The organism is Bacteroidia bacterium, assembly GCA_033391075.1.
In the GTDB taxonomy this organism is placed as follows: Bacteria; Bacteroidota; Bacteroidia; order J057; family J057; genus JAWPMV01.
Genome location: JAWPMV010000005.1, coordinates 281,919 through 297,695, shown reverse-complemented (window position 1 = coordinate 297,695; position 15,777 = coordinate 281,919). Strand labels below are relative to the sequence as shown.

At 40.6% G+C, this 15,777-nt stretch carries 14 protein-coding genes; all 14 read right to left on the bottom strand.

From position 1 onward, the window contains the following. Positions 1-15: 15 nt before the first annotated feature. Positions 16-2,751 (bottom strand): PQQ-dependent sugar dehydrogenase, encoded by a 2,736-nt coding sequence (locus R8P61_36895; GenBank protein ID MDW3652715.1) that lies wholly within the window; start codon positions 2,749-2,751, stop codon positions 16-18. A gap of 95 nt (positions 2,752-2,846) precedes the next feature. Further along, positions 2,847-4,019 carry a P1 family peptidase gene (locus tag R8P61_36890; protein MDW3652714.1) on the bottom strand — a complete coding sequence of 391 codons (1,173 nt, stop codon included), beginning with the start codon at positions 4,017-4,019 and terminating at the stop codon, positions 2,847-2,849. Between the two features lie 152 nt (positions 4,020-4,171). Further along, positions 4,172-5,101 carry a hypothetical protein gene (locus R8P61_36885; protein MDW3652713.1) on the bottom strand — a complete coding sequence of 310 codons (930 nt, stop codon included), beginning with the start codon at positions 5,099-5,101 and terminating at the stop codon, positions 4,172-4,174. Between the two features lie 191 nt (positions 5,102-5,292). After that, positions 5,293-5,892 (bottom strand): DUF6624 domain-containing protein, encoded by a 600-nt coding sequence (locus R8P61_36880; protein ID MDW3652712.1) that lies wholly within the window; start codon positions 5,890-5,892, stop codon positions 5,293-5,295. 181 nt (positions 5,893-6,073) lie between these two features. Next, complete coding sequence (locus tag R8P61_36875; protein MDW3652711.1) at positions 6,074-7,015, bottom strand: glycosyl hydrolase; 942 nt, start codon at positions 7,013-7,015, stop codon at positions 6,074-6,076. Positions 7,016-7,024: 9 nt separating this feature from the next. After that, positions 7,025-7,918 carry a glycosyl hydrolase family 17 protein gene (locus R8P61_36870; protein MDW3652710.1) on the bottom strand — a complete coding sequence of 298 codons (894 nt, stop codon included), beginning with the start codon at positions 7,916-7,918 and terminating at the stop codon, positions 7,025-7,027. Between the two features lie 300 nt (positions 7,919-8,218). After that, complete coding sequence (locus R8P61_36865; protein MDW3652709.1) at positions 8,219-9,394, bottom strand: glycosyl hydrolase family 17 protein; 1,176 nt, start codon at positions 9,392-9,394, stop codon at positions 8,219-8,221. Between the two features lie 194 nt (positions 9,395-9,588). Further along, positions 9,589-10,227 (bottom strand): hypothetical protein, encoded by a 639-nt coding sequence (locus R8P61_36860; GenBank protein MDW3652708.1) that lies wholly within the window; start codon positions 10,225-10,227, stop codon positions 9,589-9,591. Positions 10,228-10,437: 210 nt separating this feature from the next. Further along, the gene (locus tag R8P61_36855; GenBank protein ID MDW3652707.1) at positions 10,438-10,974 is read right to left on the bottom strand and encodes a hypothetical protein; all 537 of its coding nucleotides are present in this window, start codon (positions 10,972-10,974) and stop codon (positions 10,438-10,440) included. A 52-nt stretch (positions 10,975-11,026) separates the two neighbouring features. Continuing rightward, complete coding sequence (locus tag R8P61_36850; GenBank protein ID MDW3652706.1) at positions 11,027-11,554, bottom strand: cytochrome b/b6 domain-containing protein; 528 nt, start codon at positions 11,552-11,554, stop codon at positions 11,027-11,029. A 73-nt stretch (positions 11,555-11,627) separates the two neighbouring features. Beyond that, complete coding sequence (locus R8P61_36845; GenBank protein MDW3652705.1) at positions 11,628-12,014, bottom strand: DUF6326 family protein; 387 nt, start codon at positions 12,012-12,014, stop codon at positions 11,628-11,630. A 336-nt stretch (positions 12,015-12,350) separates the two neighbouring features. Continuing rightward, positions 12,351-12,941 carry a Crp/Fnr family transcriptional regulator gene (locus R8P61_36840; GenBank protein ID MDW3652704.1) on the bottom strand — a complete coding sequence of 197 codons (591 nt, stop codon included), beginning with the start codon at positions 12,939-12,941 and terminating at the stop codon, positions 12,351-12,353. 198 nt (positions 12,942-13,139) lie between these two features. Beyond that, on the bottom strand, positions 13,140-14,954 hold the full coding sequence (locus R8P61_36835; GenBank protein ID MDW3652703.1) for a CocE/NonD family hydrolase: 1,815 nt from the start codon (positions 14,952-14,954) through the stop codon (positions 13,140-13,142). Between the two features lie 95 nt (positions 14,955-15,049). Beyond that, on the bottom strand, positions 15,050-15,769 hold the full coding sequence (locus R8P61_36830) for a LytTR family DNA-binding domain-containing protein (protein MDW3652702.1): 720 nt from the start codon (positions 15,767-15,769) through the stop codon (positions 15,050-15,052). Positions 15,770-15,777: the final 8 nt, after the last annotated feature.

Below are 15,777 nucleotides of genomic sequence, written 5' to 3'. Positions count from 1 at the left end.
GGAAACTCATGAGCGTTAAAAGATAAATTCAAATGAGTGTACCTGGCAGATATCATAATAAATAAATTCGGAAGTCAGTTTGCTGGAATTGAATACAAAATAAAGGTCATTCATGCCCACCCCGGACGGAATGTCCAGCTCAATGTAAAACCAATCCTCCTCCTTGTAAGGGGCCCATTTATTTTCTTTGAAACCCAGTTCCTTGCGCTTTTTATTGAGGAGTTTTCCTTCTGGACTCTTTTGCCTGAGTTCTACCTCTACCCAATCGGAGGTACTCCTGATTTTAACTCGAATACGCTTTACCCCTTTCAGGTCTATATTCTGATAGCCGATGTAACAGCCATTGAGAGCTACTTCTGCATAAAGATCTCCGGCTTCATTATAGGGTTTTGCTTTGATTCGTTTTGAGTAATCATAGCTAACGGCTGGCAGTAAGCTGGGAAGCAGGATTTTCCTTTCTTCTCTTTGGATAGAAGGCTGATCATTTGCACCCTGATCCGTATAACTGCCTGTAAGAATCAGGAGTTTATCTGATGCAAGATCTTTATCTGGAATCCTGCCTTTGGCTTCCAGTTTTTTGCCTTCATCCCCTTCTTCGGTCAGTGCAAGTATATAGGAAATCATAGAGGCTGCTTCTGAGGCAGTATGTTGAGGATGTGCGGGCATCAATTTTTCGCCCCAGACACCAGAACCTCCCTCCAGGAGTTTATGGGCCAATTTCTCTTTATCTGTCAACTTATATCGTTGAGAAATTTGTTGAAAAGATGGACCTACAGATGTATCCTGCATGGCATGGCAGGCAAAACAATCACTTCCTTCCATCAATTCTTTGCCCTGTAAAAAAGAAAGACTGGAAGAGGAGATAGATTCGGTAGTTCTGATAGCTGCCAGATTCGTAGTATTTGGCAGATGTTTTAAGTTTACTTGAATTTTGTTTTCAGGAATAGAAGCATTTCTGCTCTTTCCGTCTTCTGCATCTTCCACCCAAACCTCATAAGCAAGGCTTTGATTTGGTTGGTAGAAACTTTGATTTCCTTCGAGTTCAATCTGTATTTTTGGAGGCTCATTGCCGACGGCAATTTTGTGGTAGGCTGTATCGGAAAGACCTGATTTATCCTTTACTACAAGCATTACCTCTTGAATCCCCACTTTGTTAAAAGCATAGCTTATTTCGACATCTTGAGCTGGAATTTCTTTCCCCTCAAAAAACCATTGATAACTTAACTGATCTCCTAGATCCGGATCAGAGGATTTGAGGGCTGAAAATTGAATTTCGGTAAAACTGCCTATTTCCTGCTCGCTACTTTCTATAATCGCTTTTGGAGATCGATTGCCATATTGATAGCTGATTTTTGTTAAACGGGCATCCGGATTATGTGCATACCAATTGCTGCCGTAATCCAGGACATACATGGCTCCATCCGGTCCGAATCCTATATCTATGGGCTTTTTAAAAGGATTGCCTTCGAAGGGATTCTCCATGCCTTTGTAGTCGCCCTCTTCATCTAGTTCTACAGCCAATACCCAACTTCTCATCCATTCAAATATGAAGAGCTTTTTATCAAAGTAAGCCGGCCATTTTCCTGCAGATTCCAATTGCTCCTCAAAATGATAGACAGGTCCAGCACAGATAGTTCCTCCCCCTGTTCCCACGAGTGGAAAGCTGTCTGAAGTGGTGTTCGGATACCAGATCAAAGCTTTTTGTGCAGGAGGAAGTTCTTGGATGCCGGTATTATTGGGGGAATTATTGACTAATTGTTTCGGATCGAAGAAATCAGTTGCTTCCATAGAAGCGAAATCCACATCTTTGAATGCCTGATTGTCCCCCATCAAGTAAGGCCAACCATAATTACCGGCTTGCTGAGCCTGATTCACTTCTTCATAACTCGGAGGGCCCCATTCTTTGTACTTCCATCCGGGATTTGGGCCTACATCTCCCCAATATAGCCATCCTGTTTCCTGATCGACATCAATTTTCAAGGGATTTCGAGCACCCATAACATAAATCTCTGGCCTGGTCCCAGGGGTTCCGGGAGGAAAGAGATTGCCTTTTGGTATGCTATAGCTTCCATCTATTTCCGGCTTTATTCGTAGAATTGCTCCTCTCAGGTCATTGGCATTGCCTGAAGATCGTTGGGAGTCGTGGAGAAATCTTCCGGGCCGTTCGTCAATAGGAGCATAGTCTTTGCCGCCTACATTATCTCCGGATGAGATGAATAAATTTCCTTTTGGGCCAAAAGCTATACTTCCTCCAAAGTGGCAGCAATTCTTCACATCGATATAAAAATCCAGCAATTTCTTTTCGCTTTCATTTTGCAATTGGTTATTACGGAAATCAAAGCGGGAAATCTGCTGAAAGCTTTTACGGACAGGATCGGTATAGAAAAAGTAAATCCAATTGTTTTCCTGAAAATCGGGATCTATCGCCATTCCCAGGAGGCCATTTTCATTGATGTAATAGACGGGAATTTCACCTACCACCTGCACGATCTTGGTGGCCTGATCGTATAATTTTAGTATTCCCCTTCTTTCGATAAAAAGGATGTTCCCATTTGGCAGGAAATCCAATTCCATGGGTTCATTTAGATTCTTCACTAAATCCTCAAAATGAAATCTGTTTGCTTCGGGAAGAGCAGAAGAGGAAAGATTTGCGGATGACTTTTGCTGGCAGGATAGCAATATCAAGCCTCCCAAAAAAGAAAGGATAGCAGCTTTCAGATGCAGTTTTTTTGTGTGTAGTAGTCCCGGCATAAGGGCTTAGACATATATGCCTTTCCCCTCAAATTACGAAATTTGAATTTTACTTCCACACTAAGCGAAAAAGAAGTTCAGCTGGTATTTAAGATTTACTCCCTGATCCGATTGTATTTCTTTAAGGTTTGAATCAGGAGGTCATGGGGAATGGCATATGATTTATTTCCATTGATGCCTTCCATGGTTTCTGCTGCTATCATAGCATTTATGATGGCTTCTTCAACGGCATGGGTAGTCGCATCAAAAAAGGGTGAGATTCGATCATTGGGAAATACTTCTACGGTAGTACTTTCATTTCGATTAAAAGCTCCTTCATTAGCTGTGGAAAATGCGAGGAAGATATCTCCGGATCCATTGCTTCCTCTACCTCCCACTAGTCCTATGCCCAGTGGAACCCTTTGCGCGATGCGTTTCAATTGATGGGGCAGGAGAGGAGCATCGGTTGCAACAATCACGATAATTGAACCATCTCCTTCTTTTCTACTTTTAGGAGCTGCTTTGAATTCATAGTTTAGGGTATCAACCAATTCCTTTCCGACTGGCACTCCTGCGATGGTTAATTTCCTTTTCGCCCCAAAATTTGCCTGAACAAGTACACCAACTGTATAGGTCTCATTTTCAAATTCAAGGACACGGGAAGCTGTTCCGGTTCCCCCTTTGAAGCCCAGGCAATTCATACCCGTTCCCCCTCCGATATTACCTTCTGCAATTTGACCACTTTTTGCATCTTTGATAGCCTCCCATACATGTTCCTCCTTCACATGGAATCCATAAATGTCATTCAATAAACCATCATAGGTTTCTGCGACAACGGGATAGGTATACCACCAGTTTTCACCCCGGTACCAATCCGTCTCTACATAATATTTCAAAACGGCATCTCTGACGACGCCAACACTATTTGTATTGGTAATCATAATGGGAGTTTCCAGGAATCCAGATTCAGTAATCCAGGTCGTACCGGTCATTTCCCCATTTCCATTCAGGCTATACCAATTGGCATAGACGGGACTAAACTTTTTGGCTTTACCTCTTGGGAATATTGCGGTAACTCCAGTTCGAACAGGACCTTTACCCAGAATATTTTCTCCTTCGCCGGAAATGATCGTTGAATAACCTACTTCCAGGCCTTCAACATCAGTAATAGCATTGAAAGTACCCGTTTTGCCATCAAAAGGAATACCCAGATCCCGAGCACGAGGCTTTTGGCCGAAACTAAGACTCCATATGAAGAGTAAACAACTGAGTAGTAGTAGATTTTTCATGTCCAAGTAGTTTTTTCCAAGCTATCAAATTTCTTAATAGCAAAATAGGGTATAGGCTGTTGATACCCTAAAGTAGAATTCCCTTATAAAAAAAGTGTCCCTTAATGCTAAGGAACACTCTTTTAGATATTTTTTATTCGAAGAGGAGAGTTTTAGGTTTTGATAAATGAATTTACCAGGGCTAAGCGGACTTTTCCATCTGCCTGAGGTACCCCTCTATGCACGCCTGATTGATCACTGATAATGACCGTCCCTTTTTTCCCAATACACTTGACAAATAAATCATCAGGCATGGAAGAAATATCGCCAAAATCTTTACCAAAGAAATTATTCAGCGCTATTTCCCTATTTAGGTAATCATGTACTTTTTGAGAGCCTGGAACAAAAGCATATGGCCCATAACTTTCATCGGTGACATCAGTCAGATAAGTGAATACTTTGTAGGTGGTTTCGTAATCATCCCTATGAGCCCCTCGGGTATTGAGGATCGAATCATTGAAATATAGATTGAATCGGGAATTATACCCTTTCATCAGATTATTAGTCAGGGTATTTATATCCCCGCTCTTTAACTTCTCAAACAATTCAAGACTAGCCGAAAGACTTTTTTTCTCTGCGATCTTGTCTACATTGTAAACATCAATCATTCCGCCATCATTCTTGCCCTTGTCTTTATTACGAATGTTTACAATGGGCATGTTGGTAATCTCGCTCTTATTATACTTATGCCCGAAGTATTGCCATTCTACTTCATTGTATTCTCCATAAGTCTCACCCTGTTTATTTTTGTCGAAATCTTTAATAAAGTTCCCCAATTCTGATCCCGCTTTATTGATCAGATCTTCCTCAAAATAATCAGTAATGATGGCGATTCCCTGACGTTCAATAAGTGCAGTTGCTTTATTGATATCCAGTCCTCCTTTTGCAGAAAGGGTGATATCCTGGATTCCTTGCCTTTGCAGTCGGAGATTATTTCGATTCTGTTTATACAGATAATCCTCAAGCTTTACAGCCTTCAACACATTCCGTATCCCTCCAATTGTTTTTCTCTTGATAACTGTTGTAGGTGAGAAATCTTTCATTTTATAAAATATTTTACACGAAGTATACCAATTGCGAAGTCTAATTCAAAACATTTTTAACGTTTATATAACACCTTTCATTGTAATTGCCTGAGCGGAGAATTCGCATTGATTATAATACACTTTTCTTTTCGTTTTCTATGCCCTATAAAGCATTGAGGAAGTAGCTATTTCGAGGCTTTTAATCCTTTCTAGTTTATCCAGCCTACTGACTTCAGCCATGCCTGCAGTTCCGCTTTTCTTGCATCTGTATCTTCAGGGGGCAATTCCTTCTCTTTCTTTGCTTGCTTCCTGATTATTTCGGTTTGTTCTTCGAGGGTATTGAGGCCTATGGATTTTCTTCTTTGATTCACTTTGGCTAAGTCATCAAAGGCTTGAGGACTCAGTTCTCCTTTTTCGTCCCAATCAAATTGTGTCCCGTAAAGCTGGGTTTTTTGTTCAAAAATGGCGATTCGATCACTGAGGTAAGCCAGATTTTTAGGATCTGCCTGATTTTCCTTTACGGCTGCTTCCAATAGAGTCGCACATCTTTTCATAAAGGTGGGCTGTCCTATTGCATGTTGTATGACTAGCCAGGCTGCCTGACTGCCTTCTTCTCCTACCTTATCGATGGTCGGATAACCAATTTCATCAAGTATGTCGCCTAAAACATCAGCATTCTTGTCGTGAACGGCTTTCATTTCCTCATGATATCCCTTAGCTAATAGCCCCTTTTGAATGAGTTGATCTCTCACTCTCAGATCTTCATTTTTCAGTTCAATGATTTGTTGGGCTATTTCGGGGTAGTGCATCTTCTTTGGCTTGAATTCTTTGAAGGAGTTTGACAAGAAGTATTATTTATGATTTAGAATGTATTCCCACCTTTTCTAAAAAAGGCGGGGCCAAAAATCGCAAAGGCCAAAGCCAGTCGCACTCAGCGCCACGATTCCGATGGGTTCTACGGAGCCATCCCGTTTCCCTATTTTCTTCCTTCTAATTCACGAGATGAGGATAAAAGGGTTTCATGACTTTTTTGGGGGTCCGATCTACTTTGAAAATTCCCCAATGCTTTTCAGGTTCCAATTCGTCAGGCGAACCTTTCCAGGATTCATCAAAGGCTTCAAATAAAAAGCAGATGATTCCTTCTTCCTCAGTCCATTTCGCCAGATCATGGTAATACATCTCCTGAATATCCTCATTTACATTTTCCGGGTGGATGCCTCTCCCATTAGAATTTGTGGCCCAACCCGCTTCTGTGATCATCACGGGCTTTTGAGGATATTTATTGGCTACTCCCCAATAATTGTCTTTGGTGTAAGCCATAGCCTCGTGAATATTTTTGTATTCCCATACCGGATAGGTGTGAATAGAAATAAAATCCACTTCTTCAACGAGGGGAGCTAATTTGCCATGCCAGGGAACATAATTTTCACAAAAGGTAACCGGTTGCTTTGCCGCTTTCTTTACCATACGCACATATTCTATCACTCTTTCAACCGGAACTAAATGATCTGTCCAATCGACCGTAGCTTCATTTCCAACGGAGAGGGCAAGGGCAATATCAGGATATTGATTAGCCAGGCTGATCAACTTATTTATCTCCTCGATATTATTGACTCGATTTTGCTCCAGCACTTCCTCAGAATAATTGGCTCCCCATGGACAATTGGGATTGCTAACTTCGGCATTGATGTAAGCGCCCAGCATAAGCTGAAAGTCAAGCTTCTCTTTATGAATGACCTCAAGGGTCAATTCTGCATGTTTACTGCAATCATATAGTCGCAGGTATTTCCAACGACCCTGTAAGATCAATAAATCCTCTTTAATCTGATCGTATGTGGGGTAGGTTTCTGTACCCGGACTTTGACCGTCTCTGTATCCGGAATAGCAAATGGCTGTTCCAAAAGCAAGATTTACATTCTTATATAGACTCATACACGAAATCTAATGTTCTGTGAATTTTGAATTTCCATCTTTATCCCAAATGCCCCAATATGCCCCGACATCTCCTTCATCTCCCACTTTCCAGGCTTCATCAAAGCTTGAGAAATACATAACTTCTATATTGTCTTCTTTGCTCCACTGCTGGGTATTGATGAAATACCTCATCGCATTTTCGAAAGAAGGTTCTGATGCTTTAAAATTGCTGCCTTGACTTGGCCAACCGGTTTCACTGATGATTACTTTTTTCCCATTCCCTGCCTGAACCGCTATTTGGTACATGGTTTTCATATAGGGTAAAGAGTAATCTATGTGGCATCCTTCCCAGAAAGGATAACAATTGGCAAAAATCACATCGCAGGCTTCGGTAATTGCCGGGCGATTTCTAAACTCATAATAAGCATCCACATAGCCGACTTCTACACCAGGCAATTCTTCTTTAACCCGGTAAATGTAGGCCAACAATTCCTCTTCGGTCAATTCTTCCCGATAGAGCACCTCATTCCCAACAGCCACCAGGTCGGCATGGCCTGCTTTGACTACTTCGATGAGATTATTGATTTCCTTTTCATTGAGCGTTTTGTCCTCGCTCAGCCAGGCACCTACCATCACTTTCATCCCATACTCTTTTGCTATGGCAGGGATCAATTCATTTCCATCCGTGCAGGAAAAAGTTCGTACCCAATTTGAATAAGGCTTGAGTATTTCGATGCGTTGCCTGATTTGGGCATCACTGATGATGGAACCAGGTTCTTGTCCTTCGACATAAGCGCTAAAACAGATACCATGAATCCCATTATTGAGGTATTTGCCAAATAAGGTTGAAAGGTCTTCTGTTGAAAAACTGCCTGTATCTATTCCCGCTAGCGATAGGATATTTTCAGTTCGTATTGACATTTTAGGGGTAGTTTTTATGGAATTAAAAAGAGCTTGCCTGTATCCAGGGCAAGTGATTGTTCTTAAAATATAAGTTTTGGCTAAGGTAAAGTGTTTGAATTTCAGGCGATTCCTGCATGATAGAATCAGCCATTGCTAAGCGTATATTATGATAACAGACCTTTTTGAGAGGCTGTTGTGATAAAGCTTTGAATTGTATTTCGTTGTGAAATGCGCTCATGTGATTTAGCATGATTTTGCAAAGCGGGCGCTAAGCTAGTAAAAAATAGGAATCGATTGCCCTGAAAAAAGAAAATATTGCTATTCGGTCTTTACATGCGGACTAAAGACATTTTCCAACAATTGGCCTTCATCTCCTCCATAGGTTTTGGTGATAGGCGAGCCATTTCGAGTCAATCCTTCAAAGATACCAGCATCTACCATCTTCCAAAGGGGATATTTAGCCTCTCCTTGGAGATTGATCAGGCCAAAATGATTTTCTGATCCCAGGGGATTTGCCTGGTCTTTCCATTGCTCATCGAATGCTTCAAAATAGAAGCAGGAAATCCCTGCTGCATTCGTCCAATCCCTCATGTGATCATAGTACAATTTCTCTTTGTATTCATCTGCAGCTCTGGAACCTTCATTTCCGTAAAAGGAATTGCATACACTTGCCCATCCAGTCTCTCCAATGTGAATGTCCTTTTCTATTCCCAGGCTTTTCATATAATCAGCTGCCGCCTGATACTGGGAGATTGCATACGCTTTGGCTCTGAGCATAGCGGCTTCTATTTGATCCATTTTCTCCAGGTCTTGCTCTCCTTCAGGGATTGCCCAATAGGCAGGATTGTAGTGAGAATCGTGGAAAGGGTAGGTGTGGAGTGAAACATAATCAACGGCTTTTATTAATTCCTCCAAATCATCATTGTGATAGTCAGTGGAGCCTCCGCCCCAGGAAGCAAAGTTGTCAGAACTTGTGATCCAGACTCCTGCAGGGATTTTTCCTTCTTCTCTCAGCCCCTTCAGATGATTGACCCATTTGAGAATGACTTTCGGCCTCACAAAATAACTCGCTGCCCAATGCACCATCGCCTCATTTCCTACTGCAATGATTTTTACGATATCCGGATACTTCCGAGCCATTTCGGCAGCAGCAGCAATCTCAACGGTATTGTTTTCCAAACTTTCTGCTTCGTGATTTACCGTAGCAGTCCAGGCTCCTTCACAATCAATCCAGGCTCCCACCATCACATACATCTCAAAATCCGGGTCTTCATCCTTCAATTGGCTGATAGCCTCCAGTAGATTAGAAGCATGCTTGAATTGTTGGGTATTGTAAGTCCTCAGGAGTTTAACTCCCATAGCCGCCAGAATTTTCATGTCTTCCTTTAAGTCCTCAATAGTGGGAACTAGCTCTCGAGAGTCTTCTCTATAGCCTCCATAGGAGAAGGCCATGTAGTCGAGGTTTCCCAGAATTTCCGCGGCTGTGATGTCCATACCTTTTCTTTTTATATCTTCTTTTGGAGGGCTACATCCCAGGGCAAAACAAAGTAATGGGAAAATTAGGAGGGTATTTAGTATAGTTTTCATTTAGATCTTATGAGTATGCGTGTACAGCTGTTAAGCGAATAGGAAGCGAAGGAGGCAGACCAAATGATCTGCCTCAGTATTTTATGTAATAGGATTTTTGTTTAAAAGACTCCTCTGCAGTTCTCTTGCAGGGAGATTTTGATTCTATCTACTTCATTGGCGCCTGCTGGAATATCTGCAAGCTGGAGTCCCGGGAAGGAGTTCACGCTTTTCCAGTCTAAAATGGTAGCGCTAAAAAACTCGGATGCTGCGGCATCTGTTTCGTATACAATGATATCATAGGCTTCTCCTTTATCTCCACCGAATCTTGTGATTACCTGCCATTCTCCATTTCTCTTGTAGGAAGTATTGGTATGGTCAGATTGGGGATAGTATTTGCCATCGGAGGGCTTCAGGAGAACCCAAAGGTCTTTTTCATGGGCATCAGGATAAACGCCCATAGATAGAGTTCTACATTTAACTGCATCCCCTTCTATAGGAGAGATCAATTTCACGTTTTCTATAGGAAAATCAATGGTAAGCTTATTCCCTCTATCTGCTTGCTCAATTTGAGCTTGAGGGTTGATCATTCCATAGGAATATCCTCCATACATGAGGAGCAAAATACCGAGTATCCCAATCGGAACTCTCAATTTAATATTGATGAGGCCCAGAGAGGAACCGTTGAAGCTTAGGCTGTCAACAATGGCTAATAGAATAAATAAACCGCCAATCAGTAGGATTATAGTATCTGCAGACATTATTTGAAGTATTTAGTAGTATCAGTTTCTATCCAAATTAATAAATTATACACTCATTTTGTTTAAGCATAATGCTCAAAATGGAGGTTAATCATATATGGTTTCTTTAATATCCTAAATATCCGGGATTTTCCCTTATACAGATTGGATTTTCTGAATCTTTTTTAGAAAAAGTTATTTTGTTAGTGGATTTATTTAGATAAGCCCCACTCAATATTCAAATTCTTCTCTAAAAGCTGATAGTGAGAGTTCCTGGACATTTAGCTTGATTTCTTCATCTCCAGCTGAGCGAATACGGCTAACATTTTTAGGGAAGATGACTCCTTTAAGCAGGCCTTCCTCCAGGGCTAGCCAGTTTTCTCCGCAAATGAGGAGTGAATAATCTTCTTCAGCTTCTCCTTCCAAACTCTTTTCCCCTTTATTCAGGTTTAAAATCCATTCCGAGCCTGACTGAAAAATACTCAAATAGGGCCTGCAAAGAAAGCCATTGTCTCCCCAAACTTTCACCTGCTTTCTCTCTTCCTTTCCCTTAAATATCTCGACAATCTCCACAATCATCACATTGGGAATACTGTCCTCATATATCTCCATCATTTCCTGATATTCGAGGACTTTGATTTTGGCTACCAAATCTGATTCTTTAGCCATTTCGAGAAAGGGACCTTCCCAATCACAGGAACAAGCGAGAGCTGGATCAAGTAGTACCAGATTCAGCATGCAGAAGAGAAATAGAGGGAGTTTGTTCATAATAAGTCCTGCAAATACAGGATTGCCAGTAGTATAGCGTTTAAAGAAAGTCTTAGCTAATCCAGATTCTTTTCAGGGTATTTTCTCCTTTTCTGATAAAATGTAGGAAAAAGCCCAGAATATGAAAGATCAGGAGAAGGAAAACCACTTTGGCAACAATGTGATGGGATAACATAATAGGATGAAATCCATCTGCATTTATTTCGGGCAGGTCTGCGAAATTTCCACTTAAAAGGGCTGGATAGATTCCTTCCAGAAATAAGGAAGACATACCCGAAATGCACATCCAAATGATAACCACATAAAAACCCTTGTGTACAAAGTTGATGAAGCGCTGGTGAAAAGATTTCTCCGGATACAAAACCTGGGGACGTTGGTCTTTGAGTAAGGCAATTACCCGCCAGATGGTCAGCAAAAATACGCTAAATCCGATGCTAAAATGAATCTTATACAGACTGAATTTGGCAGGATCATGCTCGGCATGTTCCATATTGATGCCGGTATAAATCAATCCAAATATCAGTAGTGCAGATAACCAGTGAATCCAAACGGTTCTATCGCTATAATTCCTTTTTTCCATTTTGTGTGAGAATCTGTGAAGCTTTTACGCATTGGACAATGCCTTTCCCTCATTTATTCTGCAACATAGGAATTTATGCCGGATTAATGGCTGGCATCCTCCAGGCGGTTCGAATAATCAGAAAGAATGCTCCCAGATTCATGGCCGCAAAAAAGTATTCATCCAAATGACCGCCAGGCAAAGTATAGAGTATGCCCAGGCTTGAAAGAATTACGGCTATAAGGTTCATCCATTTATTGGCTTTGTCAGTGAGTATTCTGGGAAGAATGACCATCAGAATAGGAATTTCCACAATGAAGGCGAAAAAGAGCATAGATTCTTCGGATAAATGGAGGCCCATCATTTCTTCGATATATCCCTCTGTTGGGAACTCGTGCAAATCTCTCAGGATCATGTTAAAGAGGACAAAGATCCAAAGGCTGGAGAGGAGAGATTGGGGCTTGAGCTTTTTGTTATACATTTTCTTTCTTTTTAATATGATTTAAGGTTTGTACTTTTTTTGTTGGTATAAGGGCTTTTTGCGGAAAAAAGAGCCCACAAAATCCATCGCCCGAATCCTGATGGCCTATCTTCATTTCATTGGACTGGGCGAATCGAGTTCCAACATCAGAGGAGAACAGGACATATGATTCCTTCTCCACAAGGCCTGCATGTGGGGATTTTGAGAATACACCATTTGAAATTATTCCTTAGCTACATTTGATGACACAAAGCTAGAGGCGGCTTAGCAGCTATTCATTGATCTCGGTTAAGAAAAAAATGGAGTAGGGGAGAATCGGAAGAGTTAAGGAGGTATTTAAGATTTGTTTTTATTGGACCAGATTCTTTTTCTGATTCTACTTAGAGATTCGGGTTGAATGCCCAGATAACTGGCAATCATGTATTGAGGGACTCGATTGACCAATTGGGGTCGGTCTTCTAACAACTTTTGATAGCGGTCTTCAGGAGAAAGGTTTTTATAATCATCGAGGAAGATTTGTTTCTTGGCAGAAAGGCTATCTCCAATTTTAACGAAAATCGGGATAAAGCGAGGGAATTCTTGTAAAAAGCGCTGAGTTCGTTCCTCAGTTCCGGTAGAAATTACGCAGGACTCGACACAGGATAAAAAGTATTTAGAGGGCTCCCTTGTGGTATAACTCACGGGTGCAATTGGATCATTTTCGGTGTAAAACTCCATGATTTTCTCATCCCCATCCTCCAGATAATACCTTTTTACACAACCTTTCAAGACCAGGAAGCATTCTTTTGCAATTTCGCCTTCTCTTAGCAGGATATCATTCTTTTGATACTCTCGAATGATATCTTCCTTTTGGATAAGTTGAGCTTCTTCTTCGCTGAGGGTAATGTATTGAGAGAAGTAGTTTATCAGGAAGTTTTCAGAATCCATAAGTGAGCTATTTAAGCGAAATCAGACCTAAAGTTACAAAGGTTTTGGCTTAAATATATCAGATTGAGTGAGTGAAAAAGAAGGAAGATTTCCTCAGTTTTAAATTTCTTGAACTTCATCTGTATCATCTGGTAATCTACATCTCTGCTACTCCACAAGCTTTGATATATGTGAAGCATAAGATCCTGAAGACTTAGTCTATTTCTTATTCCTATAAATGGGAATTTTAACAAAGCTATCGTTATACCATTTTACCTGTAATACTTCAGTTGCATCTTTCATGGTTTCCATGCTTACGTCTTTCCCTGTGCCGTAGTTTAGCTGTTCATGTGGGTGTTTATTTACGTTTAGGACCAATATTAGCCGACTTCCTTTTTTGAGTATTTTACTTGCCATTCTCACATTAGTAAAAGGAAAGGCTTCTATCGTATCAGGAGTCAACAATTGTCTTTTCTCTCTATTTTTTGCCAGACTGGCTCTGCCTATAAATTGTTGGGTCAACTTAAAATACTTTCCTTCAGGGGTTTGTTCGTACATGACTATAGAACAGTCAAAGTCTTTTTTGTTGATGGCTACTTTTAATTCCCCAAAATAAGATCCATTGAATTCGGTATCTGTTTCAAATGCTTCGGTAATAAATGAAAAGCCATTGCTCAGAGGAAGGCTGCTATCTACAATATTTGGGTTGAAATAATTATTCTCACCTACCATAGATCTATCTGTGAAATCTACTTCTTGAGGAATATAATCTAAGTCATTGGGTTTAGTGTTGGATAGGGAAAAATGGGCTTTGTTTCCATTATTTCCAGTCTCATGTCTTGCCACAAAATGGACCTTTGAAGATTCATTGCTTAAATAAAAAGTAAGCGTATCATTACTCATTTCATTCAAAGAGGAAACATGCTTCCATTGATTTGTTCCCATCACCTGAAAATTGATTTTATCTTTTAACAATTCGGGTTTAGGAGCATTTTTGAAAATATAATCAAACCATTCAAAGCTCAATTTGGTGATATCGATTTGAGCCACAGGATCAATGCTGTAGTTTCCGATTTCTTCTTCGGGTTTATATTGAGATCCTAAATGCCCAAAAGGTCCAATGACTAAATAGTGTGCTGCTCCTTTATTGTATTTGTAATGCTCCTTGAGGTAATACATCACGCCTAATTGACCACCGTCAAAATACCCGGTTGTACTTAGTATGGGTATGTCAATCTTTGAAAAATCTTGTTTGTAGGGAATTATATTTTGCCAGTATTCATCAAAAGTGGGATGCTTCAATTGTGTGTTAAATAATGGGTTGGGGCTTCCATCCAGACTATCCAGCGAACGGTAGGCTATGCCTGTTTGGTAGTAGTTTTGTTTTAGCCTGTTCCATCTTTGATGATCATTATAGCTCTCGTTATCCAGGGATTTATTATTGCTAACATGTGGAAACCAGGGATATAGGAAGGACATATAAACCCCATTTTCGGAGGGTTCAGCAATCCCGGGACAGGAAGATGCTGATGGGACAATGGTTTTAAGGGCAGGATGTAGTTTTTTTGTGGCTGCCCATTGGGTAAAACCCGTATAACTTCCTCCGCGCATCCCTACTTCCCCATTGCTCCAGGCTTGTTTGCTGATCCATTCGATTACTTCGTTTACATCATTGACTTCAAGTTCATAGGGGATAATTTCACTAGAACTCCATGCTTTGCCACGCGTGTAACTTACCACTCCTACATAGCCATGACTTGCTGCCAGGACTGCTCTTTTAAAGTCGGTATCCCGGGTATAAATCGTATGGTGTAAAATCGTGGGCAAAGGCTCCTTCAATCTTTTATCTCTTAGTACTAAAAGGGCTATTTCTGCTCCATCAGCAGTTTTGATCAACAGGCTATCTTGGAGAAGGTACTCCTTTCCATTCTCAGTAATGATTTTTTCGCTTACCTGAGCGTTTTTCAGGCTGCAAGAAGCAAGGCCTGCCAATATAAGGAGTAAAGTTGTGGTAGAAATAATTGCTTCTTTCATTTTACTTTTTGCTTAAAGTTTGGAGATTACAATATCCTTAGCTGCCTGTTTGAAGCAACTATTCTTTAGGATTCTCTTTAGCTTAAGTTTGATTACTATAGACTATTCCAGTTTTTAAACTGTACAGATTTTCGACTGGAAACTTCAAATGCTTCCCCACTCGTAAGGACTATTTTGAGTCTGTTGTTAAAAGCCGGATAAATTTCGCTTATAAAATTCACATTGATGATTTGACTCCTGTTGATTCTGAAAAACACAGAGGGGTCCAACTTTTCTTCGATGCGATTAAGTGATTTTTTCATCACAGCCATATTTCCATTGAAATGAAAGCGGACATAGTTTTCTAAGGATTCAATGTATTGAATGTCAGCTATCGGAATGAAATGACATTTCTCGCCATCTTTGATGAAAATTTTATGATGCATTGAAAATGCAGAACGTGTCTCATGTATGTTGGCAAGTTCCTTTCTCACCTTTTCCATACTTTTAGAGAATCGTTCTTCGCGTATGGGTTTAACCAAATAATCGAGGGCATTAATATCAAAAGCTTTTGCTGCGTATTCGCTATAGGCCGTTGTGAAAACAACTTCAGGAATCGTGCTCAATTCATCCAATAAATCAAAACCTGACTTCTCGGGCATTTGGATATCTAAAAAAATCAGATGCGGTATGTTGGCTTCAATCAATTTCAAGCCTTCATTTGCATGGCTGGCTTCCCCTACAAGCCTGAATTCAGGGTGATCAACTAAATGACGCTTGATCTCTTCGCGAGCCAATCTCTCATCATCTATTACAACAACCTTGTACGTATTCATTGCAAAGC